The sequence below is a fragment of the Planomonospora sp. ID82291 genome (genome assembly GCF_015711645.1).
In the GTDB taxonomy this organism is placed as follows: Bacteria; Actinomycetota; Actinomycetes; order Streptosporangiales; family Streptosporangiaceae; genus Planomonospora.
Genome location: NZ_JABTEX010000001.1, coordinates 1,325,923 through 1,350,183, shown reverse-complemented (window position 1 = coordinate 1,350,183; position 24,261 = coordinate 1,325,923). Strand labels below are relative to the sequence as shown.

25 protein-coding genes, 1 tRNA gene and 2 pseudogenes are annotated in these 24,261 nt (G+C 72.1%); 15 read left to right on the top strand and 13 right to left on the bottom strand.

Annotated elements, in window-relative coordinates; genetic code table 11:
- Nucleotides 1–160: 160 nt before the first annotated feature.
- The gene (phoU, locus tag HS045_RS05800) at nt 161–823 is read right to left on the bottom strand and encodes a phosphate signaling complex protein PhoU (protein WP_196450100.1); all 663 of its coding nucleotides are present in this window, start codon (nt 821–823) and stop codon (nt 161–163) included.
- 158 nt (nt 824–981) lie between these two features.
- Here phoU and HS045_RS05795 point away from each other — a divergent pair, with 158 nt between their 5' ends.
- On the top strand, nt 982–2,157 hold the full coding sequence (locus HS045_RS05795) for a cell wall metabolism sensor histidine kinase WalK (RefSeq protein ID WP_196451071.1): 1,176 nt from the start codon (nt 982–984) through the stop codon (nt 2,155–2,157).
- Nucleotides 2,154–2,843: a response regulator transcription factor gene (locus HS045_RS05790; protein WP_196450099.1), complete on the top strand. Its 690-nt coding sequence runs from the start codon at nt 2,154–2,156 to the stop codon at nt 2,841–2,843. Before HS045_RS05795 ends, HS045_RS05790 begins: the two co-directional genes overlap by 4 nt.
- Before the next feature lie 194 nt (nt 2,844–3,037).
- Here HS045_RS05790 and HS045_RS05785 read toward each other — a convergent pair whose 3' ends face one another.
- Nucleotides 3,038–3,625: a copper chaperone PCu(A)C gene (locus HS045_RS05785; protein WP_196450098.1), complete on the bottom strand. Its 588-nt coding sequence runs from the start codon at nt 3,623–3,625 to the stop codon at nt 3,038–3,040.
- A gap of 261 nt (nt 3,626–3,886) precedes the next feature.
- On the opposite strand from HS045_RS05785, the gene HS045_RS05780 reads away from it, so the two are divergent.
- The 4 genes from HS045_RS05780 (at nt 3,887) to HS045_RS05765 (ending at nt 5,694) form a co-directional block, all read left to right on the top strand.
- Nucleotides 3,887–4,369, top strand: a complete 483-nt coding sequence (locus HS045_RS05780; protein ID WP_012887713.1) for a CarD family transcriptional regulator — start codon at nt 3,887–3,889, stop codon at nt 4,367–4,369.
- Nucleotides 4,370–4,386: 17 nt separating this feature from the next.
- Complete coding sequence (gene ispF / locus HS045_RS05775; protein WP_196450097.1) at nt 4,387–4,866, top strand: 2-C-methyl-D-erythritol 2,4-cyclodiphosphate synthase; 480 nt, start codon at nt 4,387–4,389, stop codon at nt 4,864–4,866.
- Nucleotides 4,867–5,043: 177 nt separating this feature from the next.
- Entirely contained in the window at nt 5,044–5,331 is a 288-nt protein-coding gene (locus HS045_RS05770; protein WP_196450096.1) for a GlsB/YeaQ/YmgE family stress response membrane protein, read from the top strand.
- A 96-nt stretch (nt 5,332–5,427) separates the two neighbouring features.
- The gene (locus tag HS045_RS05765) at nt 5,428–5,694 is read left to right on the top strand and encodes a GlsB/YeaQ/YmgE family stress response membrane protein (protein ID WP_196450095.1); all 267 of its coding nucleotides are present in this window, start codon (nt 5,428–5,430) and stop codon (nt 5,692–5,694) included.
- A 213-nt stretch (nt 5,695–5,907) separates the two neighbouring features.
- On the opposite strand, the gene HS045_RS05760 is transcribed toward HS045_RS05765, so the two are convergent.
- A complete protein-coding gene (locus HS045_RS05760) occupies nt 5,908–7,326 on the bottom strand; it encodes a DUF2637 domain-containing protein (protein WP_196450094.1) in 1,419 nt (472 codons plus the stop codon).
- Nucleotides 7,327–7,646: 320 nt separating this feature from the next.
- On the opposite strand from HS045_RS05760, the gene cysS reads away from it, so the two are divergent.
- From cysS to HS045_RS05745, 3 genes are all read left to right on the top strand, one after another.
- Entirely contained in the window at nt 7,647–9,044 is a 1,398-nt protein-coding gene (gene cysS / locus HS045_RS05755; RefSeq protein WP_196450093.1) for a cysteine--tRNA ligase, read from the top strand.
- 32 nt (nt 9,045–9,076) lie between these two features.
- Nucleotides 9,077–10,048: a 23S rRNA (guanosine(2251)-2'-O)-methyltransferase RlmB gene (gene rlmB / locus HS045_RS05750; protein WP_196450092.1), complete on the top strand. Its 972-nt coding sequence runs from the start codon at nt 9,077–9,079 to the stop codon at nt 10,046–10,048.
- Nucleotides 10,049–10,121: 73 nt separating this feature from the next.
- Nucleotides 10,122–10,194: transfer RNA gene (locus tag HS045_RS05745), tRNA-Thr, on the top strand.
- Nucleotides 10,195–10,313: 119 nt separating this feature from the next.
- Here HS045_RS05745 and cutA read toward each other — a convergent pair.
- Nucleotides 10,314–10,673 carry a divalent-cation tolerance protein CutA gene (gene cutA / locus HS045_RS05740; protein ID WP_196450091.1) on the bottom strand — a complete coding sequence of 120 codons (360 nt, stop codon included), beginning with the start codon at nt 10,671–10,673 and terminating at the stop codon, nt 10,314–10,316.
- A 560-nt stretch (nt 10,674–11,233) separates the two neighbouring features.
- Between cutA and HS045_RS05735 the strand changes: the two genes are divergently transcribed.
- Nucleotides 11,234–11,581, top strand: coding sequence for a VOC family protein (locus HS045_RS05735; RefSeq protein ID WP_196450090.1), 348 nt, complete (start codon nt 11,234–11,236; stop codon nt 11,579–11,581).
- A gap of 349 nt (nt 11,582–11,930) precedes the next feature.
- Here HS045_RS05735 and HS045_RS05730 read toward each other — a convergent pair whose 3' ends face one another.
- From HS045_RS05730 to HS045_RS05720, 3 genes are all read right to left on the bottom strand, one after another.
- Nucleotides 11,931–12,734, bottom strand: coding sequence for a hypothetical protein (locus tag HS045_RS05730; protein ID WP_196450089.1), 804 nt, complete (start codon nt 12,732–12,734; stop codon nt 11,931–11,933).
- Between the two features lie 347 nt (nt 12,735–13,081).
- Nucleotides 13,082–13,801 carry a response regulator transcription factor gene (locus HS045_RS05725; protein ID WP_196451070.1) on the bottom strand — a complete coding sequence of 240 codons (720 nt, stop codon included), beginning with the start codon at nt 13,799–13,801 and terminating at the stop codon, nt 13,082–13,084.
- 109 nt (nt 13,802–13,910) lie between these two features.
- Nucleotides 13,911–15,122, bottom strand: coding sequence for a sensor histidine kinase (locus HS045_RS05720; RefSeq protein WP_196450088.1), 1,212 nt, complete (start codon nt 15,120–15,122; stop codon nt 13,911–13,913).
- 498 nt (nt 15,123–15,620) lie between these two features.
- On the opposite strand from HS045_RS05720, the gene HS045_RS05715 reads away from it, so the two are divergent.
- Complete coding sequence (locus tag HS045_RS05715; RefSeq protein ID WP_196450087.1) at nt 15,621–15,857, top strand: hypothetical protein; 237 nt, start codon at nt 15,621–15,623, stop codon at nt 15,855–15,857.
- Nucleotides 15,858–16,073: 216 nt separating this feature from the next.
- On the opposite strand, the gene HS045_RS05710 is transcribed toward HS045_RS05715, so the two are convergent.
- Nucleotides 16,074–17,075 (bottom strand): helix-turn-helix domain-containing protein, encoded by a 1,002-nt coding sequence (locus HS045_RS05710; protein WP_196450086.1) that lies wholly within the window; start codon nt 17,073–17,075, stop codon nt 16,074–16,076.
- A 52-nt stretch (nt 17,076–17,127) separates the two neighbouring features.
- Here HS045_RS05710 and HS045_RS05705 point away from each other — a divergent pair, with 52 nt between their 5' ends.
- Both HS045_RS05705 and HS045_RS36035 read left to right on the top strand, forming a co-directional pair.
- Nucleotides 17,128–17,544, top strand: a complete 417-nt coding sequence (locus HS045_RS05705) for a cupin domain-containing protein (RefSeq protein WP_196450085.1) — start codon at nt 17,128–17,130, stop codon at nt 17,542–17,544.
- 190 nt (nt 17,545–17,734) lie between these two features.
- Nucleotides 17,735–17,878, top strand: a pseudogene (locus HS045_RS36035) (putative quinol monooxygenase); the annotation flags it as partial.
- 11 nt (nt 17,879–17,889) lie between these two features.
- Here the strand turns inward: HS045_RS36035 and HS045_RS35770 are convergent.
- Both HS045_RS35770 and HS045_RS05690 read right to left on the bottom strand, forming a co-directional pair.
- On the bottom strand, nt 17,890–19,002 hold the full coding sequence (locus HS045_RS35770; RefSeq protein WP_307827392.1) for a MerR family transcriptional regulator: 1,113 nt from the start codon (nt 19,000–19,002) through the stop codon (nt 17,890–17,892).
- Nucleotides 19,003–19,151: 149 nt separating this feature from the next.
- A pseudogene (locus tag HS045_RS05690) lies at nt 19,152–19,367 on the bottom strand (substrate-binding domain-containing protein); the annotation flags it as partial.
- 117 nt (nt 19,368–19,484) lie between these two features.
- On the opposite strand from HS045_RS05690, the gene HS045_RS05685 reads away from it, so the two are divergent.
- Both HS045_RS05685 and HS045_RS05680 read left to right on the top strand, forming a co-directional pair.
- Nucleotides 19,485–19,865, top strand: a complete 381-nt coding sequence (locus HS045_RS05685) for a hypothetical protein (protein ID WP_196450083.1) — start codon at nt 19,485–19,487, stop codon at nt 19,863–19,865.
- The gene (locus tag HS045_RS05680; protein ID WP_196450082.1) at nt 19,862–20,416 is read left to right on the top strand and encodes a hypothetical protein; all 555 of its coding nucleotides are present in this window, start codon (nt 19,862–19,864) and stop codon (nt 20,414–20,416) included. The genes HS045_RS05685 and HS045_RS05680 overlap by 4 nt, the downstream gene beginning before the upstream one ends.
- 156 nt (nt 20,417–20,572) lie before the next feature.
- Here HS045_RS05680 and HS045_RS05675 read toward each other — a convergent pair whose 3' ends face one another.
- From HS045_RS05675 to HS045_RS05665, 3 genes are read right to left on the bottom strand one after another with little or no spacing between them, the layout of a single operon-like run.
- Nucleotides 20,573–21,598: a LacI family DNA-binding transcriptional regulator gene (locus HS045_RS05675; RefSeq protein ID WP_196450081.1), complete on the bottom strand. Its 1,026-nt coding sequence runs from the start codon at nt 21,596–21,598 to the stop codon at nt 20,573–20,575.
- Nucleotides 21,592–22,830, bottom strand: coding sequence for a S9 family peptidase (locus HS045_RS05670; protein ID WP_196450080.1), 1,239 nt, complete (start codon nt 22,828–22,830; stop codon nt 21,592–21,594). Before HS045_RS05670 ends, HS045_RS05675 begins: the two co-directional genes overlap by 7 nt.
- A 3-nt stretch (nt 22,831–22,833) precedes the next feature.
- Nucleotides 22,834–24,120 carry a Gfo/Idh/MocA family protein gene (locus HS045_RS05665; protein WP_196450079.1) on the bottom strand — a complete coding sequence of 429 codons (1,287 nt, stop codon included), beginning with the start codon at nt 24,118–24,120 and terminating at the stop codon, nt 22,834–22,836.
- Between the last annotated feature and the right edge of the window lie 141 nt (nt 24,121–24,261).

Here is a 24,261-nt window from a genome sequence, read left to right as displayed (position 1 = left end):
GGCCAGGTGACCGGCCGGGCCAGGGCCGGCACGCCGTCCCGGGTCCCGCGGCTCCGGAGGGGTCCGGTGACGGGCACGGAACGGCCCGGTCGTGCGAGAAGGGGGCCCGCTCGTCCGAGCGGGCCCCCTTCGCCGTCTCCGCTTCCCCTCTCCGGCCGGGTCAGCCGGTGACGGTGACCTCGTGGGGACGGGAGCCGGTGACCAGGTAGACGACGTCGCGGGCGACGCGGACCGCGTGGTCGGCGTAGCGCTCGTAGTAGCGGCCGATCAGCGTCACGTCGATCGCCGGCTCGACCCCGTGCTTCCAGGCGGGGTCCATGAGGGTCTTGAACAGCTTGCGGTGCAGCTTGTCCATGGCGTCGTCGTCGTGCTCCAGCTCCAGCGCCGACTCCACGTTGCGTGAGGCGATGCAGCCGCCGGTCTTGGTGACCAGGCGCTCGGCGATCTGGCCCATCTCCAGGATGGTCGCGCGCAGCTCCGGAGGGATGGCCGAGTCCGGGTGGCGCAGCCGTGCGACCTTGGCCACGTGCTGGGCGAGGTCGCCCATCCGTTCCAGGTCGGTGCCCATGCGCAGAGCCGTGATGATCATTCGCAGGTCCACGGCCACGGGCTGCTGCCGGGCCATCAGGTCGAAGATCGACGCTTCGATCTCCGCGAAGAGCCGGTCGACCTCCGTGTCCTGGGAGATGACGGTCTCGGCGAGCGGGAGGTCGGAGTCGAGCAGGGCGGTGGTGGCTCGGGAGATCGCCGACCTCACCAGCCGGGTCATCTCGACCAGCCTGCCGGTGAGGGAGTCGAGTTCTTCGTGGTAGGCGTCGCGCATGGATTCACCGTACGGGCGGGTCCGTGAACGAACCCCGACCGATGAGTGAACTTTGCGGGAAGGAGGGCGGCGGTGCCCTCCCGGGCCGTCCTGCCAGGGGAGGGGCGCGCCTACCATCGAGGACGTGAAGCCGACAGGAGGACCACGTGAGTGAGCTGATGGCGAGCCTGGCCGTACTGGCCGGGTTCGTCGTGGGAGCGCTGGCCGTGATGGCCGTCCGCCCGGTCACGGGGCGGCAGCGGATGGTGGCGCCGATCGACGACCTCCAGCCCGGCGGGCTGCCCCAGGGCGTCGCCTCCGTGCTGGCGGTCCTGCCGTCCTCGGCGGTCGTGCTCGACCGGGAGGACCGGGTGCTGCGGGCCAGCTCCGCCGCCCGGGCCTTCGGCCTGGTCAGGGGAGACCGCCTGATGGCGGCCGAGCTGCTCGCGCTGGCCAGGCAGGTGCGCAGGGACGGCGAGATCCGCGAGAGCGAGATCGAGGTGGCGGGGCACAGGTTCGGCCAGGAGGCGACCAACTTCGCGGTCCGGGTCGCCCCGCTCGGGCCGTACGGCCAGGTGCTGGTGCTCGCCGAGGACCAGACCGAGCACCACCGCGTCGAGGCGGTCCGCCGCGACTTCGTGGCCAACGTCAGCCACGAGCTGAAGACGCCGGTCGGCGCGCTCAGCCTGCTGGCCGAGACCATCCAGGACGCCGCCGACGACCCCGAGGCGGTCACCCGCTTCGCCGGGCGCATGCAGCACGAGGCCGCCCGCCTCACCTACCTCGTCCAGGACCTCATCACGCTCTCCCGGATCCAGGGGGCCGAGCCCGTCCCCACGCCCTGCCCGGTCCCGATCGACGAGGCCGTGCACGACGCCATCGACCGCTGCAACACCACGGCGGCGGCCAAGGACATCACCCTGGTGGCCGGCGGCGCCGAGGGCCTGCAGATCTGGGGCGACGAGGAGCTCCTCGTCACCGCGCTGCGCAACCTCATCGACAACGCGGTGGCCTACAGTCCCGAGCACACCCGGGTCGTGGTCAGCGCCCGGCCGGCGGGCGACTCCGTCGAGATCAGCGTGAGCGACCAGGGCATCGGCATCCCGGAGAGCGCCCAGGAGCGGATCTTCGAGCGGTTCTTCCGGGTCGACACCGCGCGCTCGCGCGCCACCGGCGGCACCGGCCTCGGGCTCGCCATCGTCAAACACGTCGCCGCCGCCCACAACGGCGAGATCACGGTGTGGAGCAAGGAGGGCTCCGGCTCCACGTTCACCCTCCGCCTGCCCGCCTTCGGCGGCCTGGCGGTATCCGTAACACCCGACATCAGCACCATCCCCCTGGAGGCCTCGCAGTGACCCGCGTGCTCATCGTCGAGGACGAGGAGTCGTTCTCCGACGCCCTGTCCTACATGCTGCGCAAGGAGGGGTTCGAGGTCGCCGTGGCGGCCACCGGCCCCGAGGCGCTGGAGACCTTCGACCGGGGCGGCGCCGACCTGGTCCTGCTGGACCTGATGCTCCCCGGCCTGCCCGGAACGGAGGTCTGCCGGTCCCTGCGGCAGCGCTCCAACGTGCCGGTGATCATGCTGACCGCCAAGGACAGCGAGATCGACAAGGTCGTCGGGCTGGAGCTGGGCGCCGACGACTACGTGACCAAGCCCTTCTCCTCGCGCGAGCTGGTGGCCCGCATCCGCGCGGTGCTGCGCCGCCAGGGCGACATGGAGGAGCCGGAGTCGTCGGTGCTGACCGTCGGGCCGGTGCGGATGGACGTGGACCGGCACGTCGTCGCCGTGCGGGGCGAGGCGGTCCAGCTCCCGCTGAAGGAGTTCGAGCTGCTGGAGGTGCTGCTGCGCAACGCCGGCCTGGTGCTCACCCGGGGCCAGCTCATCGACCGGGTCTGGGGCACCGACTACGTGGGCGACACCAAGACGCTGGACGTCCACGTCAAGCGCCTGCGGGCCAAGGTGGAGGCCGACCCCTCCAACCCGCGCTGCATCCTCACCGTGCGCGGCCTGGGCTACAAGTTCGACCCCGTGGAGGAATGACCCGCCGGATCCGGCGCCCGCGCGACGTCGGCGGGGTACGGCTCGCCGAGCCGTACCCCGCCGACGCGAGGCGCCGGTGATCCGGGTCCGCTGCGGCGGCGCGGTGGGCCCGCGGTGTGCCCGCGGCGGTCCGGTGCGCCCGCGGTGGCCCGGTGCGCCCGCGGCGCCCGCGGCGGTCCGGTGCGCTCAGCGGCTCAGTGGTCGCCCTCGCCGTGCTCCGCGGTGGCGGACGGCGTCGGGGTCGGCGTGGGGGCGGCGGAGGCGCCCTGCGCGGGCGGCAGGGTCGCGAACTCACGGCTCCGGGTGAGCACGGGGACCCGGAGCGGGACGATGCCCGCCTTCTCGAACTGCAACTGCACCGCGATCTCCTCGCCGCCCCTGAGCGGCTTCTTCAGCTGCTCGATGACGATCGAGGGGGTGGGCCTGCCGACGACGGCGGCCTGCTTGCCTCCGGCCGGGAGCGGGACGGGCGTGGGGACCTTGGCGGTGCCGAGCGCGGGGTCCACGCCGAGGCCGACGAGCTGGTCGGGCTGGGCGGAGGTGTTGACCATGTACAGGTAGAGCGGGGTGCTGGCGCCGGCGGGCAGCGTCCCGCCGGAGTCCGGGCCGAGGAAGAAGGCCTGGGAGATGTCCAGCCCCTTGACCTTGACACTCGTGGCCTCGGTCGGCGCGTAGGGCTGGGCGGTGATCGCGTCGAATCCGGCGCCGCAGCCGGTCAGCGCCGGAGCGGCTGCGAGGAACGCGGCGGCGGCGATCGCCCGGTGACGGCTGGTGCGGGTCACGGTGCGGGTTCTCCTTGTCACACTAGAGACGGGGCAGCGCCAACCTTATCCATCCGCTTTCCCGGGTTTTCCGGCGGCCTGGCGGATCACGGGGAGGAGGGGCGTGCAGGTCATGCGTGCTTTTCCAACCCTTGATTCATAGAGTCGGACACTTGTCAAGGCTTAAAACGCGGCTTTGACCTGCAGTTATGGTGATTTCACTGTTCCGGGAGCCTGTGGATACGTGGTACTCTGGAGTACAGCGGAAGGGGTACTTGTCACATGACTTTCCAGGTCGGCGACACTGTCGTCTACCCCCACCACGGGGCTGCTCGGATCGAGGCGATCACGACTCGGACCATCAAGGGCGAAGAAAGGACCTACCTGGTTCTGAAGGTCGACAAGGGCGACCTCACCGTCCAGGTGCCGGCGGACAACGCCGAGCTCGTCGGAGTTCGGGACGTCGTCGGCCAGGAGGGCCTCGAGCGCGTCTTCGACGTGCTCCGCATGCCTCACACCGAGGAGCCCACCAACTGGTCCCGCCGCTACAAGGCCAACCTCGAGAAGCTGGCGTCCGGTGACGTCAACAAGGTGGCCGAGGTCGTCCGCGACCTGTGGCGTCGAGACAAGGAGCGCGGCCTCTCCGCAGGAGAGAAGCGCATGCTCGCCAAGGCGCGGCAGATCCTGGTCAGCGAGCTGGCTCTCGCCGAGAAGACCAACGAGGACAAGGCCGAGGCCCTGCTCGACGAGGTTCTCAACTCCTGAACACGACATTTCCACGGGTGGGCGTCGGGGTCGACGTCCACCCGTTCGCATCCGGGCGCGCGTTGCACCTCGCGGGTCTGCACTGGCCGGGCGAGACGGGCCTGGCCGGGCACTCCGACGGTGACGCCGCCGCTCACGCCGCCTGCGACGCGCTGCTGTCCGCGGCAGGGCTCGGCGATCTCGGCGGTCTCTTCGGCACCTCCGATCCCCGGTGGGCCGGCGCCTCCGGCGTCTCCCTGCTGGCGGAGACCGCCAGGCAGGTCCGGGCCGCCGGGTTCGAGATCGGCAACGTGGCCGTCCAGGTGGTCGGGAACCGTCCCAAGCTGGCGCCGCGCCGCAGCGAGGCCGAAAAGGCCCTCAGCGCGGCCGTGGGCGCACCGGTGAGCGTCAGCGCCACCACGACCGACGGGCTGGGGCTCACGGGCCGCGGTGAGGGCGTGGCGGCGATCGCCACCGCGATCGTGGTGAACCTGGGCGGCGGGTCGCACGTCCTGTAATGCGGAGCGCGTGAGCGTTCGTCGCATTCCGGCGGGTGGCGCGGAAGAACCCGCCGGAACCTCTGCGGGGCGGCCCGTTTCCTGGCGCGGTACGGGTCGCCTCTTTTTCTTCGGATAATCCTCTTTGTCCTGGGTACGCCTCCAATGACCGTGTCCCGTCACAGGGGGGAGCTGGACATGCTGTGGTCGATCATCAGCGCGATCGTGATCGGAGCCATCGTGGGCGCGCTGGCGCGTCTCATCATTCCGGGCAGGCAGGGCATCAGCATGGCGCTGACGCTCATCGTGGGCATCGCCGCCGCGCTCATCGGAACGCTCATCGCAGGCGCGCTGGGCATCGCGAACACCGGAGGGATCGACTGGTGGGAGCACATCCTCCAGCTCGCCCTGGCGGTGGTGGGGGTTCTGCTCGTCACCCAGATGCGTCCGGGAAGGACGCATCCGGGAGGAACGAGCCGGCCCTGATCCGATGAAAATTTTATATTTCCGGGAGTAATCCTGGAGTACGGGGTAGCCCTCTTTCCGTGAGAGTGAAGGTCTCACCCTCACGGGGAGGTTGATATGACTATCGCATCCATTCTCGGGGCCATCGTCATCGGCGCCGTCATCGGCGCAATCGGTCGTCTCCTGCTTCCTGGCCGACAGGCGATCGGGTGGGTCCTGACCATTGCCGTCGGTATCGTCGCCGCGCTGATCGGTACCGCGATCGCCCAGTCGCTGGGCGTCGCCACCACGGACGGCATCGACTGGATCGAACTCGTCATGCAGGTCGTCCTGGCCGTCGTCGGTGTCGGCCTGGTCGCGGGGCTCCGCCGCTCCAGGGTCTGACCGCCGAGCGGCACCTTCCCGGTGACCCGGCCGCGGTCCGGACGGACGCCGTCCGCTCCGGCAGGACGTCCGCGGTGGCAGGCCTGATGTCCCGGCTTCCGCGCAGAGACCCGCCCGGCGCCCCGAGGGTGCGCCGGGCGGGTCTCTGCGGTTCCGAGGCCGGCTCCCTCCACGGGCCCCGGAGTCGGCCTCGGAACCGCCGGACGAGGCGGTTCACCCCTCCGGAGGGACGGGGGTGCTGCGCAGGCGGCCCGAAGGCGGTGCCGTGACCTCGCCCTTCGGAGGGTCGGCCCCCTCCTGAGGATCGGCGGCCTCGGCGCCGTGCGCCGGATCGGGACCATCGGGACCATCGGGATCGGAACCGGGATCGGAACCGGGGTCATCGGGGTCGAGACCGGAGCCGGGGGACCGGTCGCCGTCCATCACGCGCATCGGCCGGGTGTCGGCATCGCGGTCGGCGGGCCCGCCGGGAACCTCGGAGGACGCCTCGGAGCGCGGGCCCGCCGTGGATCCCTCCGCCGTCTCCTCCTCCGCCTCACGCGGCGCGGCGGTCCAGGTCTCCACCCGTTCTCCGGCCCGCCCGCTCCCGGACGCCCGGTCCCCTGCGGCTCCGCCCTCGGGATCCCGTACGGCGCCGCGGGGGGGATGTACGAGCAGGTCACCCGGGTGCGGGCGGACCAGGTCGCCCCAGCGCACCGGCGTGTCCCGGGTGACGGGAGCCGTCGGTTCCGGAGCGGAGGGAGCGGGGGAGCCGGACGCCGCCGGTCCGGGTTCCGGGGACGGCCCCGCGGACTCCGCCGCGCTGCGCTCCCGGTGTCCCGCGCGGCCCCCGTCTCCGCCGCCGGGCTCCTCCGGCCGGTCCTCGGCGGGGTCCGGGCCGGGCAGTTCGTCCACCTCGGGCGTCTCCGGCGCGGGCGTGGGCCCGACCACGGGCTCGGTGGACAGGTCGTGGAGCGGAACCGGATCCAGCGGCGCGGACTCCAGGGGCGGGGCGGCCTGCGGGTCGAGCGGGGTCTCCATCGCCGGGTGCTGGACCGGGCGGGCGGAGGAGCGGTCCGCGGCCTCCGGCCCGGTCCGGGGGAACGGCACGATGTCGTGGCCCCGTTCCGGCTCCGCCCGCCGGTCGTCCGGGGCGGCCCGCCGTACGTGGGCGTGCTTGATCAGGACGAGCCAGAGCCACAGGGCGACGGCCAGCATCACCCAGGGGGCGACCGCGACCGCGACGGCGGCCCGCCGTACGTCCACCGCCGTTCCGGCGGCCCTGACCACCTCGGCGGCGACCACGGCGGCGAGCAGCAGGACCAGGACGGCCCCGGTCTGCAGGCGGACCGGCCAGCGTGCGCCGCGCAGCAGCAGCACACCGATCATGGCGATGACCAGGAGCGCGTCGAAGCCCGCCGGGTAGAGATAGGCCAGGTCGGCGCGGGCGCCGCCGGTGACGGCCAGGGCGCGCAGGGTCGCGAAGGACAGCACGCACGCCGTACCGGTCAGGGCGGCGACGCCGATCCCGGCCAGCGCGACGCCTGTGTGGCGCAGGGCGACGGCGGCCCGGCCGGGGGAGGCCGGAGCGGTGGACAGGGCAGAGGACGGGCGGGAGAGCGAACCTGCCGCCGCGGGGGATTTCACGTCCATGGCCCTCCGACCCTACCGCGATCATGCCGTCGCACCCCAGGCCTTCGGCCCAGGCCGAACCGCGTTCTTCCTGGTCCGTGGCGATCGGTTGTCCAGAGATGACCGGTTCGTCGGCCGAGAAGGCGGATGTCGGCAGGGCGGGATGCCGGCAGGGTGAGCGGACGCCTGCCTTCCGCACCGTCCGCCCATCGGGGTGCGCCGCCTCCTGCGGCGGGCCGTCCCCTGAGGGGGCCGCGTCCGTCCCGGGCCGAAGGCCGGGACCGTCCGTGGATCTCGGGTAACGCGGCCTGCCGGGCGGAGGAAGGCGTTAGCCTTTTCACGTGAGCCTGCGCCTTTACGACACCAGCACACGCACGATCCGTGAATTCGTTCCGGTGGAGCCCGGCCGGGCGTCGATCTACCTGTGTGGCGCCACCGTGCAGGCTCCACCGCACATCGGCCACATCCGGTCCGGCGTCAACTTCGACGTGCTCCGCCGCTGGATGACCCGGTCCGGTTACGACGTCACGTTCTGCCGGAACGTCACGGACATCGACGACAAGATCATCCGGGTCGCCGCCGAGGAGGGCGTGCCCTGGTTCGTGGTCGCCGAGCGCAACCAGCGCGCCTTCACCTGGGCCTACCAGGTGCTCGGCTGCCTGCCGCCGACCGTCGAGCCGCGCGCCACCGGCCACGTTCCCGAGATGATCGAGCTCATGGAGCGGCTGATCGCCGCGGGCCACGCCTACGCCGCCGGCGGGGACGTCTACTTCGACGTGGTCTCCTACGCCGACCGGTACGGCTCGCTCTCCAACCAGAGGCTGGAGAACATGCGGGCGGCCGGCGACACCGACACCGACTCCGGCAAGCACGACCCCCGCGACTTCGCCCTGTGGAAGGGGGAGAAGCCCGGCGAGCCGACCTGGCCGACCCCGTGGGGCAAGGGCCGTCCCGGCTGGCACCTCGAGTGCTCCGCGATGGCCACGAAGTACCTCGGGGCGACCTTCGACATCCACGGCGGCGGCGTCGACCTGATCTTCCCGCACCACGAGAACGAGCTGACCCAGTCGCAGGCCGCCGGGGACGGCTTCGCCCGCTACTGGATGCACAACGGCATGCTCAAGATCGGCGCGGAGAAGATGAGCAAGTCGCTCAAGAACTCCCTGCTGATCCCCGAGGTCACCGAGAAGGTCCGGCCGGTCGAGCTCCGCTACTACCTGGCCGCGCCGCACTACCGCTCGGCGATCGACTACTCCGAGGAGGCGCTGTTCGAGGCCGCAGCGGCCTACCAGCGCATCGAGGGCTTCGTCACCCGGGCCGCCGAGGTGATCCACGACGTGGACGCCGACGCCCCGCTGCCCCAGGCGTTCACCGACGCGCTCGACGACGACCTGGGCACGCCGCAGGCGCTGGCCGTGGTGCACGAGGTGGTCCGCGAGGGCAACGTCGCCCTGGCGCAGGGGAACAAGGAGCAGGTGGCCCGGCTGCTGGCCGAGACGCAGAACATGCTCGACGTGCTCGGCCTCGACCCGCGCTCGGAGCAGTGGCGCTCCTCGGGCGGCGACTCCGGGCTGCGCGCGACCGTGGACGCCCTGGTCGCGGTGGCGCTGGAGCAGCGGCAGGCGGCCCGGTCCCGCAAGGACTTCGCCGCCGCCGACGCCATCCGCGACCGGCTCGCCCAGGCGGGCATCGCCGTGGAGGACACCCCGCAGGGCCCTCGCTGGGAGATCTCGCGGTAGGACTCCCCGGCGCAGGCCGTACGCTAGGGACCATGGCTGGTGGGGGTAGAGGGTCCGGGCGACCCGCGAAGAAGAAGAGTCCGACCAAGGGCACAGGCGGCAACGTCCGCCGTGGCCTGGAGGGCAGGGGCGCGACCCCGCCGGCGCACATGCGGCACTGGTACAAGGACAAGGCGCGCACGGAGCGGATCGAGCGCGAGGAGAAGACCGGCAGGTCCTCCTCGCCGCGTCCCGCTCCGGCCCGCGCCCGGCGCAGCGAGGACGCGCCGGAGTACATCGGCGGCCGGAACCCGGTCCTGGAGGCGCTCCGGGCGGGGGTGCCCGCGAGCACGCTCTACATCGCGCAGCGCATCGACAACGACGACCGGGTCAAGGAGTCGGTGCGGATCGCCGCCGACCGGGGCATCCCGATGCTGGAGGCCGGCCGGGAGAAGCTGGACCGGCTGACCGAGGGCGGCGTGCACCAGGGCGTGGCCCTGCAGATCCCCGCCTACGAGTACGCCCACCCCGAAGACCTGGTCCACGCGGCCCAGGACGCCGCCGAGGTGCCGCTGATCGTGGCCCTCGACAGCGTCACCGACCCGCGCAACCTCGGCGCCATCGCCCGTTCGGCCGCGGCCTTCGGCGCCCACGGCCTGGTCGTGCCCTCCCGCCGCTCGGCCGGGGTGACCGCCGGTGCGTGGAAGACCTCGGCGGGCACGCTGGCCAGCATCACCGTGGCCCGCGCCGCCAATCTCACCGCGACCCTGCGGGACTACCGCGAGGCGGGACTGTTCGTGATCGGACTGGACGGCGAGGGCACGGTCGACGTCGGTGACGCCAACCTGCTCGACGGCCCCCTGGTCGTGGTCGTCGGCTCGGAGGGCAAGGGTCTGTCCCGCCTGGTCCGGGAGGCCTGTGACCTGGTCGTCCGCATTCCGATGGGCGCCGCGGCCGAGTCCCTCAACGCGGGCGTCGCCGCCGGCATCGCCCTGTACGAGGTGGCCCGCCACCGCAAGCGGTAGTTCCGCCCGCGGGTCAGACCCCTTTCTCCGTGACGTCAGGGGCTCGGTCCGACTACACTCGTCAGGCGACCATGCCGACGTAGCTCAATCGGCAGAGCATCTGTCTTGTAAACAGAAGGTCAGGGGTTCGATTCCCCTCGTCGGCTCTGTAACGGAAAGGCCCCTGAACAGGCATTACGCCGTCAGGGGCCTTTTGGGTTTCTTGATCGTTCGGCCGTTTTGCTAACACCCTTGCTAACAGGGTGGCTCCTGGGTGGCAGAGGAGCTACTCGGCGACATCACCTCTACCCGCCGGAGCCTCGGTCTCCCGCCTGATCCACTCCAGATAGTCAGCAGTGCCGGCCATCAGCGGAACCGCGACGATCTGCGGCACCTCATATGAGTGCAGCTCCTGCACCAGCCGCGCGAGCCCTTCGAAGTTCTCCACCGTGGTCTTCATGAGCAACAGCCACTCCTCGGAGTGCTGGATCTGCCCCGCCCACCAGTAGGTGGACGCGATCGGGCCGATCTTCTGAGCGTCCGCGGCCATGCGCTCTTCCACCACCGCCGAACAGATCCGGTCGGCCTCCTCACGGCTGCTGGCAGTGACACGAACCTCAAGGCAATCCGAAGCGTTCTCAACCATGCCGCCCACACTGGCGAATTGTTCTTGTAGGTATCAAGGCGGCGGCGCGGCGCGCCGCGCCGCCGTACCCGGTCCTCTGCCGCCCGCCGGCCGGGCGTGCGGAGTGGGCACCGGTCCCGACCGGCGGCGCCCCGGGTCGTCGCCGTACATCCGCCCGCCGTACCCAATGAACGCGCCGACCAGCGGCCCGCCGCCGCTACACGCCGTCGAGCCGTTCGTTCTTCTGCTTCGCGCTTCTGCGCTGCTCTCTCCGCCGTTACGCGCTCCCGCAGTGCTGCATCCGCCACTTCCTGCGGACGCGGGATCCGACTCCTGCGATCATGCTTGAGCGCCGGCCGTATCGCCCCATAGATCACCAGGAACAGCACACCCCGCTGTCGACGACGCCGCGAATCTGGACCCGGCCGCGTCGTCGGCGTACGCTGACGCCTCTCCACCGGGACGCCGCCGGGGCGAGAACCAGCGCTCCTCTCGATATCCGGATCCGATCCCGGAGCCCAGGCGGCATCCTGACCAGAAGGACCACCCGCACCTCGTCCCGCCTTCCGCAGGAGCCGCCGATGTCCGTCCGCCGGATCGTCCCCAACATCCAGTCCGGAGCCTTGGAGGAGAGCGCGGAGTTCTACGGCCTCCTGGGGCTGGAGGAGGTCATGAACCACGGCTGGATCATGACCCTCGCCTCCCCGTCCGCTCCAGCGGCACAGGTCAGCGTCATGACCGCTGACAGGACGGCACCCGTCACCCCGGACATGAGCATCGAGGTGGACGACGTGGACGCCGCCTACGCGGCCATGCTCGACAGCGGTGCCGAGATCATGCATCCGCTGCAGGACGAGGAGTGGGGCGTCCGCCGTTTCTTCGTCCGCGACCCGAACGGCCGCGTGGTCAACGTCCTGGGGCACCGCTGACCGCGGGGATCCGATGAGGGCGGAGCGCGCGGACGGCGCATCGCCTCCGGGCGGGGGCGAACGGTCCGCCCGGTCCGATGCCGGTGTCCAGGGCCGTCCACACCCCGTTCGCCGCCCTGGTCCGCGGCCACGTCGCCGGTGCTCGGCGACGGCGAAGAAAAGGCCCCTGGACCGGCAGTACGCCGTCAGGGGCCTTCTGTTCGTGCGGGTGGTCGAGCGTGATCCGGGCTCTGCCGCCGGTCCCGGGGCCTTCCGTGTCCCGGGACCGGCGGCGGAGCCGGTGGAGGTGCGGACGGCGGTGCCGGTGAGGCGGGTGCCGGGTTCACCGGTGTACCGCTGGTCCGGGGCGTCATCCTCTCGGGCCGAAGGCCGTCATGAGGACGTGCACGCCGATGAGGACGGCGACCCAGATCATGGCGCGCCGGGTCGGCCGGGGGCCGTTGCGCAGCAGCGAGACGCCCAGGGGGATGAAGGCGAGGCACAGGCCGCCCACGGCGAGGAAGGACTGCGGTTCGGTGCCCTTGAGCGTTCCGAGGGCGAGCACCGACATCAGGCCCAGGGAGATGGAGCGGCCCAGGCCCAGGGCGCCGGAGCGGTAGGCGCCGATGGCCAGCACGATCCAGCCGAAGAAGGCCGGTCCGGACATGGACCGGAACGGGTGCCAGTGCGTGTCGCGCCAGGCGTCGTAGTAGCCGTCGATGCCGTCGAGCATGGTCGGCAGGCCCAGGACGTCGGTCAGGTGGAAGGCCAGGTGGTCGGTGCCGAACTGGAAGGTGCGGGTGAACAGGCCGACGATCACCAGGCAGCCGCCCCACAGTCCCCACATCGGGCTGGTGGCGCAGATCCGCTGCGCCAGGGTGACGACCGCGGGCAGCAGCAGTACGAATCCGAGGGCGAAGCAGGTGTAGGCGGCGGTGATGAGGGCGGGGTGCTGGGTGTAGGCGGTGAGCTGGTACGGGACGAAGTAGTAGAACGGGGAGCGCAGGAGGGTCCCGGTCATGATCAGGGTGGGGCCGGCGATCAGTGAGATGGCGCTCACCCAGCGGCCGGGGAAGACGGGCGGGCGGTCCAGGTTGGCGGCGGCGTTGGCGGCCCGTCGGTCCGCGCCGGTCCGACGTCGTCGCGTGAGGCGCTCGCGAAGATCGATAGCCATGGTTTCCCGTCCCTCTTGTCCGTGATCGGTGTGCCTGGACCGGTGCGTCCGGGGCACACCGAAATGGTGCTGGACGGGGCGGGGCGTAGGCGTCTGGCTCGGGTCGCATCCTGCCGGGCGGGGTGGGGCGGGGGGTGCGACCGTGGGCGGACGCGGATGTCCGACCGTGGGCGGATGCCGGGTGATCCGTCGAGGCGCTATCGCGTCACGGGGTGACGGCGGATCGGGGGAAGACCGCTGCGGCTACGGTGCCGGCCGTGATGCCCTCGCGGCCGGTCGCGTCGCCGACGTCCGGCCGCGAGGGGTCTGTGCCGCGTGCCGTACCGCCGGAGAAGGGCGGTCGGCGGTCACCGGCGGCCGTCCGGGATGGCGACCAGCCCGCCTTCGTAGGCGGCGATGACGAGCTGGGCCCGGTCACGGGCGTCCAGCTTGGCCAGGAGGCGGCCGATGTGGGTCTTGACCGTGCCGACGGTGAGGTGCAGGTGCTCGGCGATCTCGGCGTTGGACATGCCCCTGCCGATGAGGGTGAGCACCTCGCGTTCGCGTTGGGTGACGGCGTCGAGGTCCCGCGTGGCCGGGGCTGAGCGGGGGCCGTGCAGGAATTCGGTGATGAGCCGGCGGGTGACGGTGGGCGCGAGCAGCGCCTCACCGGAGGCGACGACGCCGATGGCGGCCAAGAGCTCGCTCGCGCCGGCGCTCTTGAGGAGGAAGCCGCTCGCGCCGGCCTGGAGCGAGGCGTACACGTACTCGTCCAGGTCGAACGTGGTGAGGATCAGTACGCGCGTGCCGGCGCAGGCGGGGTCGGCGCAGATGCGCCGGGTCGCCTCGATGCCGTCCATCTCCGGCATGCGCACGTCCATGAGGACGACGTCGGGCCGGTGCAGGCGGGCCAGGAACACGGCTTCGGTGCCGGTGCCGGCCTCGCCCACGGTGGCCAGCCCCGGAGTGGCGTCGATGAGGATCTTGAAGCTGTCGCGGATCATCACCTGGTCTTCGGCGAGCAGGACCCGGACGGGTGGGGACGGGTCGGGCGGGGACGGGGTGTGCGAGGGGGTGCCGGTGCTCATGTCGTGGGTGCTCACATCGTCGGTGTTCATGTCGTCGGTGTTCATGTCGTGGGGGTCATGCGTGGGTGCTCAGGTCGTGCGCGGGGGACCGGTGTTCATGTCGTGGGGGTCATGCGTGGGTGCCGTTCGGTTGGTAGGGCAGTCGGGCCGCCACGCGAAATCCTCCTTCGGGGCGGGGGCCCGCGTCGAACGTTCCTCCGTACATCCTGGCCCGCTCCCGCATGCCGATCAGGCCGTGCCCGCTGCGCCCGCCGCGGTCCGCGCGCGGCGGGCGGCCGGGGCGGGGGCCGTCGTCGACGACCTCGATCACGGCTTCCCGCCCGTCGACGTCCACGGTGACCGAGCAGCGGGTGGGCCCCACGTGGGTGACGACGTTGGTCAGGGCCTGCTGCACGATCCGGTACACCGACATCGCGATCGCGGGAGACAGCGCGGGGTCCTCACGGACGGCCATCTCCACCTCGACCCCGGCGGAGCGGGCGTGGGCGGCCAGTTCGGGCAGGTCCGCCATGCCGGGCGCGGGCAGCGGGTCCTGCCGGGGATCGCCGTCGGCGCGCAGCAGGTCGAGCACCCGGTGGATCTCGGTGAGCGTGCTGCGGCTGGTCTGCTCGATGACGGCCAGCGCGGCGCGGACCTCCTGCGGGCGGGCGTCGGCGACGTGGTTGGCGACGCTGGCCTTGACGGCGATCAGGCTCATGCTGTGGCCGATGACGTCGTGCAGTTCCCGAGCGATGCGCCGGCGTTCGTCGGTCACCGCGGAGTCGGCGAGGTGGCGGACGAGCCGGGCGGTCGTCTCCCGCTTCCAGCGCACGACCACCCCGACGGTCCAGGCGAGGGTCAGCAGAACGGTGATCATGCCGATCTCGACCGGCCAGGCCGGCGGTACCTCGCTGGGTGTGGCCGCGGGTGCGAATCCGGGGAGCACCTGCGCGTAGAAGGTCAGGACCGCCGCCGCCGCGGCGGACAGGCAGGCCGCCAGGCCCGCCGCCGACCAGGCGATCGAGGCGGTGGCGGCCACCAGGTACAGCACGAGCACGGTCGGCGCGAACGTCAGCCAGATCGCGCCCGCCCCGACGGAGCCGATCACGGTCGTGGCCGTGGCCGTGGCGCACGCGAGGGCGAGCATGGCCCACGGCCGGCGCCGCCGGAACGCGATCGGAAGGCTCACGACCGCCGCTGTGGGCCAGGCCGACCAGGCGGGCCAGTACGACGACGGCCCCGGTGGGTCGGCGATGGCGTATCTGATGAGGAGTGCCACGGCGACCGCCGCCGCCGCGTCGGCGACGTCCCTTCCGCCGAACCGCCATTCAGCCCATTGCATGAGGGGACGGTATCGCCTCACTGGATCTTGCGGCATCTGTCCGTGGTCGGACATCCGCCTCCGCTCGCGTGCCTGTCCGCGTATCCGTCCGGGATCGCGCCGTCGAACGGCTCCGGGTCGCGGGAGGAGGGGTCTCCGGTAGCGGAGGCGGTCCTGGCGCTCCACGTCGGCGCCTGTGCACTTCCTGTCCGATCCATCCCACTTATCCGAGTCCTCTTGATTGTCCGAGTCCTCCGCGCCCGCAGGCGGCCTCGGAGTTGGTTCCCGGCCTCGCCTCCGGGCGGCGGACGCGGAGTCGCCGTACCCGCGGTCGCCACCGCGACCGTCCTGGTGTTCCATGTGGTTCTGCCACCGGGGGAGGTCCCGGCTTCTTCCGCCGGACGTGTGACGGCGGGAAGGTCCCAGAACGCCGGAGTGCGGCCGACCGCGCCGGCGGGGCCGGTCCGCCGGCCATCCCGGGTGGCCTGTGGAAGCGGATCACGGATACAGGAGAAGGACGTGCGAAAGATTCTTCAGGTTCTCGGATTCATCGTGGGCGCGTATCTGATCGTCCGCGCCGTCGCGGAGCCGTTCGTCATCGACCTCTCCGACCCGGCGACGTACCGGAACGACTGGGGCGGCCCCGGTCTGGCCGGTGTGCTCGCCGTGCACTGCGGGCCCGGTCTCGTGGCGGCCGCGTTGATGGCGTGGGCACTGATGCGCCGTCGTTCACGATCGCGCGGGCAGGGCCGCTGAGGTACGGCGGGGCGACTGCGGGCGGCAGGACCGATCGCGGCAGGCAGGGCTGATCGGTTGAACCGGTCGGGATTCCGTCGGTCTTCCCGGAATCGGGGAGCCGGATTCCGGCCATCGTCTCTGCGGTCGTCTCTGCGGTCGACGGTTCACGGCGGCATCGGTTCTTCCCGCCGCGCGGGACAGTGATCCTCGGCACGGGTGAGGCCGCCGCGCGGCTCACCGGATCCGGTTCCGGGACGGCGGACCGAAGCGGCGGCGGTAGTCCGTCGGGCTGAGCCCGGTCTGCCGCCGCAGCCGGATCCGCAGGTTCGACGCGGTCCCGAGCCCGCTGAGCCGGGCCACCGCGTCGATCCGGATCTCGCCTCTCTCGATCAGCCGGCAGGCCAGCGCGACCCGCTCGGCCGTGATCCACGCCAGAGGCGTCACCCCCAGCTGGTCGCGGAAGCGCCGGTGCAGGGTGGCGGGGCTCACCCCCGCCCGCTCCGCCAGGCGCGCGACGGTCAGCGTCCGGTCCAGGCGCTGCCGAGCCCAGGACAGGACGGGGGCCAGTGACTCGTCCTTGACGACGGGGATGGGTTTTCTGACGAACTGCCGCTGGCCGCCGTCCCGGTGCGCGGCGAACACCAGCCGGCGGCTCACCGCGTTGGCCACCTCGGCGCCGTGGTCGTGGCGGATCAGATGGAGACCGAGGTCGAGGGCCGCCGCGCTGCCCGCCGAGGTCAGCACGTCGCCGTCGTCGACGAACAGCACGTCCGGTTCGAGGCGGACGCGGGGGTGGTGCGCGGTGAACTCCTCCGCCCAGCGCCAGTGGGTGGTGGCCCGGCGGTCGTCGAGCACGCCGGCCGCGGCGAGGGTGAAGGCGCCGGTGCAGAAGCTCACCAGTCGGGCGCCCCGCCCGGCGCTCCGCCGTACGGCCTCCAGCACCGCCGGGTCCGGCGCCTCCAGCGGGTCGGGCCGGTTGGGCACGATCACGGTGTCGGCCTCGTGGGCCGCCTCGATCCCCGCCACTCCGGAGAGCGTGAAGAACCCGGCGTGCATGCGGACGGCGGGTGCGGCGGAACAGAGCGTGAAGTCGTACCAGGGCCGGTCGATCTCCGGACGGCGCAGGCCGAACAGCTCGGTGGCCACCCCCAGCTCGAACGGGTTCGACCCCTCGTCCACGATCACGGCCACCCGGTGGGGCCGGCTCCCGGTGCCCTGAGAGGATCCATGCGACATATGCGATTCCTAGCACTCGCGGGATCCGATGACCACCCGGCACGATGAATCCATGATCAGTGAACCGATCCTCCTCGCGAGCGCTCTGGCCCGCTTCGACAGCCTGTGGAGCCCGCGCATCGTCACCCGGGTGAACGATTACGACGTCCGGATCGCCAAGGTGGCCGGTGAACACGTCTGGCACGCCCACGACGACACCGACGAGTTCTTCCTGGTGCTCGAAGGCGAGCTGACCGTCGAACTGCGCGGCACCGGGTACGGGGACCCCGGTGCCGACGCGGCCGGACGCACCGTCGTACTGCCGCAGGGCGCGGTGTTCACCGTTCCGCGCGGGGTCGAGCACCGGCCCTCCTCGGCGGCGGGGGCGTCGATCCTGATGTTCGAACCGACCGGGACGCTGAGCGTCGGCGACCGGCACGATCCGCTCCCCGGTCACATCGACGCCACCGTCGGGCACGAGCTCGGCTGAGCCGCTCTCCGGGAGCTGAGCCGCCTCCGGAGGCTGAGCCGCTCTCCGGGGGTGGGCGGTGGAGCACGATGAATCCCGCGAGTCACGGTGGAGCCGGTGGACCGGCAGGGATGGCGCCGAAGGGCAAGGCGGGGGCGCCGAGCCGGTGCGCATCGCCGATTCCGTCGGTGCCGGACCCTACGATGACGGCATGATCATCATTTCTGGCCGGCTGGCCGTCGATCCCGGCGACCGGGACGCCTATCTGCGGGGGTGCTCGGGGGTGGTCGAGCAGGCGCGCGCCTTCCCCGGCTGCCTCGACTTCGCGCTCGGCGCCGATCTGATCGACGCCGGGCGGATCAACGTCTACGAGCGGTGGGAGTCCGAGGAGGCTCTCGAAGCCTTCCGAGGCTCCGGGCCGGACGAAGGGCGGACGGTGGCGATCCTCGATGCCGAAGTGCTCCGATACCACGTCTCCGGAGTCGGCCCGGCCTGATCCGGGTGGCCGTCGTGGGGACCGCCCGGCGCGTTCCGCTCCCGGTCGGCCGCCGGCCGGGCGCGCAGGGCCCGGGCGAACCAGTCGAACGCCGGTGCCGGGCTCTCCGGAGCGGGCCAGCCGTTGATCACCGCGAGCAGCCGGGAGTACCGCTCCCGGCGGGGGTCGCCGGCGGTCTCCAGCCGGGTCAGCAGCCAGTGCCGGAGGTCGTCGTCGTCGGGGCGGCCGACGAGGTCCGCGCACCGGGCCGTCACCGCCGTGACGATCGGGTCGGCCTCGGGCGAGAGGGGGTCGACGCCGGCGGCCAGGGCCGGGCCCACCTCCTCGGGGACGATCGAGACGGTGTCGCGCCGCGGGACCGCGGCCCCGCGGGGGAGGCGCTCGGCGGCGTGCTGCTCGGCCGTACGCCGCATGAGGGCGCGGAAATCCGGATCCTGCGACAGCTCGGCCAGCTCCACCCACGCCTCGACCTGCTCGGTCGTGGGGCTGTCGGGCAGGTCCGGGGTCATCGAGCGCATGATCCCGGTGAATCCCGGACCGGCGTCCAGGCCGCCGAAGGCGCCGGAGAGGAAGTCCTGGATCAGGCGGTGGCGTTCATCTTCGGAGAGCTTGGCCAGTTTGTGCATGAGACTCATCTCCTCGGGGGTGGAGCCGCGCTCGGCCACCGCCGTCAGCACCGCGCGCCGCAGGCGCAGGGTCCGGATCTGCGCCGACAGGGCCGCGGCGTGCGCCGCGGCGACCTCGGGGAGGGAGACCTCCCGGTCCAGGACCCTCCGGACGGTGGGCAGGTCCACTCCCAGGTCGCGGAGCGTGCGGACGAGGTCCAGGCGGGCGACGGCGTCGATGCCGTAGCGGCGGTGACCGCTCGGGCTGCGGTCGGTCGGCGGCACGATCCCGCAGTCGGAGTAGAACCTGATGGCCTTGACCGTGAGTCCGGTCCGCCGGGCCAGGTCACCGATCGAGTAGAGCGCGTCGCCGTCCATGCCCCCACTCTCCCGCCTCCCCTTACGGGAGAATCAAGCCGGTCGCGGGACGCCGTCCGCCTGGAGCGGGCGGGGCGCTGATCCCGGCGGGGTGCGCCACCGGGACGGTGAGCCGCGCCCGGCGGGTCCCGATGCGCCCGGCGCACGATGAGGGTGGTCTCCAGCCGGGCCAGCGCCGCCGTCCCGGCGTCCCCGGCGTCCCCGGCGTTGACGGCGGCCAGCAGCAGATCGACCGCCATCCGCCCGGCGGCGGCGGTCGGCATGGTGATCGTCGTCAGTTCGGGCCGGTTCAGCCGGCCCGGCAGGCTGTCGTCCACGCCGAGGACGCTCAGGTCGCCGGGCACGTCCAGGCCCCCCTCGCACAATCCTCCGACCGGGTCCGGGGTGCCAGATCATAGTGACTTTACGTGGTTGTTCAACTACTGAAAGGATGGTGGTCGTCCTTGTTGCCATCCGGTCTGGCTGTACTGGGAGATGCGAAGATGGCCGTCATGAGCGTTAGCCGCCGAGACGAAACACTGAATGAGCTGGCGCGGGCGATACGGGACGTGAGAGTCACGGGCTCACCCTCGATTCGAGGGGCGTCTGTCGAGCCGTACCTGGATGCGGACGGAGAGCGCGCGCTGAGGGCCGTGATCGTTCTTGACGCCCCTGAGGAGGGCGGATGGTCCGCTGAGTTCACGCATGCGTTGCGTAGAGAGGTGAACAGGCTGGCAGCGGAACGGAACCTCGATGAACATGTGTACATCGCTCTCTTCACGGAACAGGAGTTCAGCGACCGGGAGCGGTCGGACGACATCGAGCCCGTGAACACAAGAGTGATCGACGAGGCCCTGGCTCATGATCAACAGGACGGGTCGTGAGGCGGGATTTCAAGGCCGAAGACTACCTGCACCTCGCGGACACGTTGGCCGGACGTACGGCCGACCGGGGCCGTCCACGTACGGCTTACCTGCGTCGTGCGATATCCACCGCTTACTACGCGCTCTTCTACGAGCTCGTGCAGCACGGAGCCAGACGAGCCGCCGGAACCGGCCCTGTCGAACATCAGCAGGCGATCGGCCGATGGTATGCCCACGGGAACTTCAAGAAAGCGGCCCGTTGGGTGGAGGACATCGCCGCAGGCCGTACACTGCCGAATCCCGTCAGGCTTCTTCTCACCGACCCTGGCGCGGGAGCGGTTCCAGTGGATCTCGAAGTGCTGGCGAGTGCGTTCAACGAGCTTCAGGAAGCCAGGCACGGTGCGGATTACGATCCCGCGTTCGACGTGACCCGTCTGGGCGCGCTCGGTCATGTCAATACGGCGCGCTCGGGCATCGAGGCCATCGAACGGATGGACAAGGCCGACCTCCACCAGTTCGACATGTTTCTTCTTCTCGCTCTCGGCGGGGAGAAGATGATCCGGAACAGCTGACATCTGTTCTGGCGGATCGCGGCGCATCAGTCCGGAGAAGCCATGCCGGGTCACCGGATTCCACGGACCGCCGCTCCTGGCGGGCGCCGAGACGGGCGGGCGGCTCGTGCTCGGCTTCGGGCGGCTCGGCGGACCAGGAGGGCGGCTCCCAGACGGTCACCGTACGGCTCGGCCGGCGGGGAGTCTGGCCGCAGGCGCGGCCGGGACCGCGGGACCGGTGGACTCGCGCACGATGAGGGTGGTCTCCAGCCGGGCCAGCGCCGCCGTCCCGGCGTCCCCGGCGTTGACGGCGGCCAGCAGCAGGTCGACCGCCATCCGCCCGGCGGCCGCGGTCGGCATGGTGATCGTCGTCAGTTTGGGCCGGTTCAGCCGGCCCGGCAGGCTGTCGTCCACGCCGATGACGCTCAGGTCGCCGGGCACGTCCAGGCCCCGTCCGCGCAGCCCTTCGATCAGGCCCAGCGCGACCAGGTCGTTGTGGCAGAGCACGCCGGTCATCCCCGATCCGGCGACGGCGGCCGCCGCGGCCAGTCCGCCCTGCTCGGTCGGCTCGTTCGGCCGCAGCACGGTCAGGTCCACGCCCGCCTCGACGGCGGCGTCGGTGGCGGTGGCGTGCATCTCCTCGCTGGTCCACGAGCCGCTCGGCCCGGACAGCAGCGCGATCCGGCGGTGGCCCAGGCCCGCCAGGTGCTCCACCGCGGCGCGCACGCCCTGGCCCACGTCCATCAGCACCGTGGGCAGGCCCTTCACCCGCCGGTTGACCACCGCGAACGGCACCTGCGCGCGCAGCCGCTCGATCACCCGGTTCGACAGGCGCGGGCTGCACAGCAGCACCCCGTCCACCTGCTTGCAGAGCGTCTCGATCAGCTCCTGCTCCATCAGCGGGTTCTCGTCGGTGTCGGCGACGAACACGTGGTAGTCCCGCTCCCGCGCCTGCGCCTGCGCGGCCTTGATCAGCGGGGGGAAGAAGGGGTTGGCGATGTCGGCGACGATCAGCCCCAGGTTGTGGGTCCGCCCGGTGGTCAGCGCCCGCGCCGCCCGGTTCGGCCGGTAGCCCAGCCCTTCCGCCACGGCCAGCACCCGGTTGCGCGTCTCCGCGCTGACCAGGTGCGGCGCCGAGAACGTCCGCGACACGGTCGAGACGTGGACTCCCGACGCCTGCGCCACATCCCTGATCGTCACCATCGCGGCTCACCTCCTGTTGTCCTCGTGCGGCGGGCTGTTCTCACGTGGCGGGCGAGCCAGTCGAAGACCAGCTCCTGGGTGGGGAGGTCGAAGCGGTGCCCCGCGTCGCCGAACACGCCGGTGTAGCCGGCCGGGTCCTGCCGGTAGTGATCCGTGATCATGTCATGGGCGCGGCGCATGCCCTCCGGGGGGAGGATCGCGTCGTGCTCGCCGTACCAGACCAGCAGCGGGCGGGGCGCGGCGCAGGCCACCAGGTCGGGCAGGTCGCAGAGCCGGGACAGGCCCGGCGGGTACAGCATCCAGGTGTGGGAGGCGACGTGGCCGTCCAGCAGGTCGCGGTAGGAGGAGATCATCGCGATCACCGCGACCGCGGTCAGGCCGGGGTCGAAGGCGCCGAGCAGGGCCGCGCGCAGGCCGCCGCCGGACAGCCCGGCGGCGGCGACGGCCCCGGCGTCGGTGTCGGGGCGGGAGCGCAGGTAGGCGGCGGCGGCCAGGTCCTCGCCGGCGACGACGCCGGCGAAGGAGGTGCCGAGCACGGTGCAGTACTTGGCCAGCACGTGCTCGTGCCGGGCGGCCGCGGCGTCGTAGCGGTCGGCCTCGCTCGGGCCTGCGTCGCTCGGGCCGGTCTCGCTCAGGCCGGGCGTGCCGGGGACGGTCTCGCTCAGGCGGGTCTCAGCGGGGCCGGTGGTGTCCGGGCCGGGGCCGGGGTCGGGCATGTCGGCGAGCGGGACGCGGCGGCTTCCCCAGCCCAGCACGTCGGGGACCAGGACGGTGAAGCCGCGCCGGGCCAGTTCCCCCGCCCACGCCCGGCCGCCGTAGATCGCGGCCCGGAGCCGGGCGACCTCGGGGGAGCGGCCCTCCGGACCGTCGGCGATCTTCTCCTTGCCGGCCCACTTCATCCCGGCGTGGCAGTGCAGCGCGAGCACGCCGGGCAGCGCCGCGCCGCCCGCCTCGCGGGGGCGCAGCACGTAGGCGCGGGTCCGGGGGCCGAACCCGACGTCCCAGGAGACCTCCTCACCGGACAGGTCGCCCGCGGTCCAGGCGCGCTCGGTGCGCACGTCGCCGGCGGTCAGGTCGAGGACGCCGACGACGTCGCGCGCCCGCGCCCGCAGCACGGGACCCGGGACGGGGGTGGGGAACAGCCCGCGCTGCTCGATGGCCAGGTCGGCGAGTGCGGAGAACTCGCCGAGGTGCCGCAGGCGGCGCGGGCCGCCGGCAGGATCGGGCAGCACGGTTCAGCTGTCCGCCATGCGGGTGCCGCCGTCGGTCAGGCGGACCGGCCGGCCGGTGCGGATGGACTCGTTGGCCGAGGCGCCCACCATGACGCTGCGGATCCCGTCGAGGTAGCCGGCCTGCCGGGCCAGCGGGTCGCCGTCGGGGCCGCGGAAGACGTCGTCGAGCAGCAGCCGGTCGCCGCCGCCGTGGCCGCCCTCGCCCTGCTCGATCGGGATCTCCCGTGCCTCCTGCCAGTGCGGGTGCAGGGTGAGCTTCTCCCAGGCGCCGGCCGCGTGCTCCTTGGAGGCGGCGGTGGGGTCGATCGCGGCGTGCGGCGGCGTCCAGGCGCGCTCGCACACCTCCAGCTCGATCCGGCCGCCGGTGCCGTTGAACACGACGCGGTAGCCCTCGGCGGGGGCGTGCGCGGTGAGCGAGTAGGTGAGCAGGGCCCGGTTGTCGTAGCGCACCAGGACCGCCATGTTGTCCTCGATGGTGACGCCCTCGGTGAAGACGTCCTGGTCGCGGATGTAGCCGTCCTCGTGCTCGGCGTCCAGGTAGAGGCGCTTGAGCCGCGGATCGGCGGAGATGTCCAGGATGAACGGGTCGCTGCCGAGGCCGGGCGCGCCGTGGCCGCGCTCGGGCCGCGCGTCGAGCGCGCGGGCGCGGGCGTTCTCCGCGCCGTAGAAGCGCAGCTCGCCCTGGGCGTAGACGCTCTGCGCCGCGGCGTCCAGCCACCAGTTGACCAGGTCGAAGTGGTGGGTGGACTTGTGCACCAGCAGGCCGCCGGAGTTGGCCTTGTCGCGGTGCCAGCGGCGGAAGTAGTCGGCGCCGTGGATGGTGTCCAGTGCCCAGTCGAAGTGCACGGAGGTGACCTCGCCGATCGCGCCCTCCATGAGGAGGCGGCGGACCGCGGAGTTGCGGGGCGAGTAGCGGTAGTTGAAGGTGACGATCAGCGAGCCGGTGCTCCGCTCGGCGGCGGCGGCGATCGCGGCGCATCCCTCGGCGTCGATGGTCAGCGGCTTCTCCACGATGACGCGCTTGCCCGCGTCCAGCGCCGCGACGACGTAGCGGGCGTGCGTGGCGTCGACCGTGGCGACGACCACGGCGTCGCACAGCTCCAGCATCGCGGAGAAGTCGTCCGGTGCGAAGCAGGGCACCTTCTCCCCGATGCGCTCGGCGTAGTAGTCCATCCGGGTCCGGTTGGTGTCGCACAGGGCGACGACGGTGCCGGCGTCCCGCCAGTCGCCGAGCAGCGCGTCGACGTACATCTGGGCGCGGTGGCCGAGCCCGACGAATGCGTATCTCATCTCTTCTCCCCGATTGGTGTGCCGTACGGCTCGCGCGCGCTCCGCAGCGAGCCGTACGGCAGGCGTGAGGGTGTCTCCCCGGCGACGGCGGCCCGCCGGCGCCGGTCCGGCCCCGGACGGCCCCGGACGGGACCGGACCGG

Bases quoted from the DNA above. Each gene is read 5' to 3' on its own strand.
- HS045_RS05710 (WP_196450086.1), bottom strand. From the start codon at position 17,075: ATGTCGCATGGATCCTCTCAGGGCACCGGGAGCCGGCCCCACCGGGTG.
- HS045_RS05760 (WP_196450094.1), bottom strand. From the start codon at position 7,326: ATGGACGTGAAATCCCCCGCGGCGGCAGGTTCGCTCTCCCGCCCGTCC.
- HS045_RS05730 (WP_196450089.1), bottom strand. From the start codon at position 12,734: ATGGCTATCGATCTTCGCGAGCGCCTCACGCGACGACGTCGGACCGGC.
- HS045_RS05780 (WP_012887713.1), top strand. From the start codon at position 3,887: ATGACTTTCCAGGTCGGCGACACTGTCGTCTACCCCCACCACGGGGCT.
- HS045_RS05765 (WP_196450095.1), top strand. From the start codon at position 5,428: ATGACTATCGCATCCATTCTCGGGGCCATCGTCATCGGCGCCGTCATC.
- HS045_RS35770 (WP_307827392.1), bottom strand. From the start codon at position 19,002: ATGGACGGCGACGCGCTCTACTCGATCGGTGACCTGGCCCGGCGGACC.
- HS045_RS05725 (WP_196451070.1), bottom strand. From the start codon at position 13,801: ATGAGCACCGGCACCCCCTCGCACACCCCGTCCCCGCCCGACCCGTCC.
- HS045_RS05770 (WP_196450096.1), top strand. From the start codon at position 5,044: ATGCTGTGGTCGATCATCAGCGCGATCGTGATCGGAGCCATCGTGGGC.
- HS045_RS05795 (WP_196451071.1), top strand. From the start codon at position 982: ATGGCGAGCCTGGCCGTACTGGCCGGGTTCGTCGTGGGAGCGCTGGCC.
- rlmB (WP_196450092.1), top strand. From the start codon at position 9,077: ATGGCTGGTGGGGGTAGAGGGTCCGGGCGACCCGCGAAGAAGAAGAGT.
- HS045_RS05720 (WP_196450088.1), bottom strand. From the start codon at position 15,122: ATGCAATGGGCTGAATGGCGGTTCGGCGGAAGGGACGTCGCCGACGCG.
- HS045_RS05705 (WP_196450085.1), top strand. From the start codon at position 17,128: ATGATCAGTGAACCGATCCTCCTCGCGAGCGCTCTGGCCCGCTTCGAC.
- HS045_RS05665 (WP_196450079.1), bottom strand. From the start codon at position 24,120: ATGAGATACGCATTCGTCGGGCTCGGCCACCGCGCCCAGATGTACGTC.
- cutA (WP_196450091.1), bottom strand. From the start codon at position 10,673: ATGGTTGAGAACGCTTCGGATTGCCTTGAGGTTCGTGTCACTGCCAGC.
- HS045_RS05735 (WP_196450090.1), top strand. From the start codon at position 11,234: ATGTCCGTCCGCCGGATCGTCCCCAACATCCAGTCCGGAGCCTTGGAG.
- phoU (WP_196450100.1), bottom strand. From the start codon at position 823: ATGCGCGACGCCTACCACGAAGAACTCGACTCCCTCACCGGCAGGCTG.
- HS045_RS05675 (WP_196450081.1), bottom strand. From the start codon at position 21,598: ATGGTGACGATCAGGGATGTGGCGCAGGCGTCGGGAGTCCACGTCTCG.
- HS045_RS05685 (WP_196450083.1), top strand. From the start codon at position 19,485: ATGGCCGTCATGAGCGTTAGCCGCCGAGACGAAACACTGAATGAGCTG.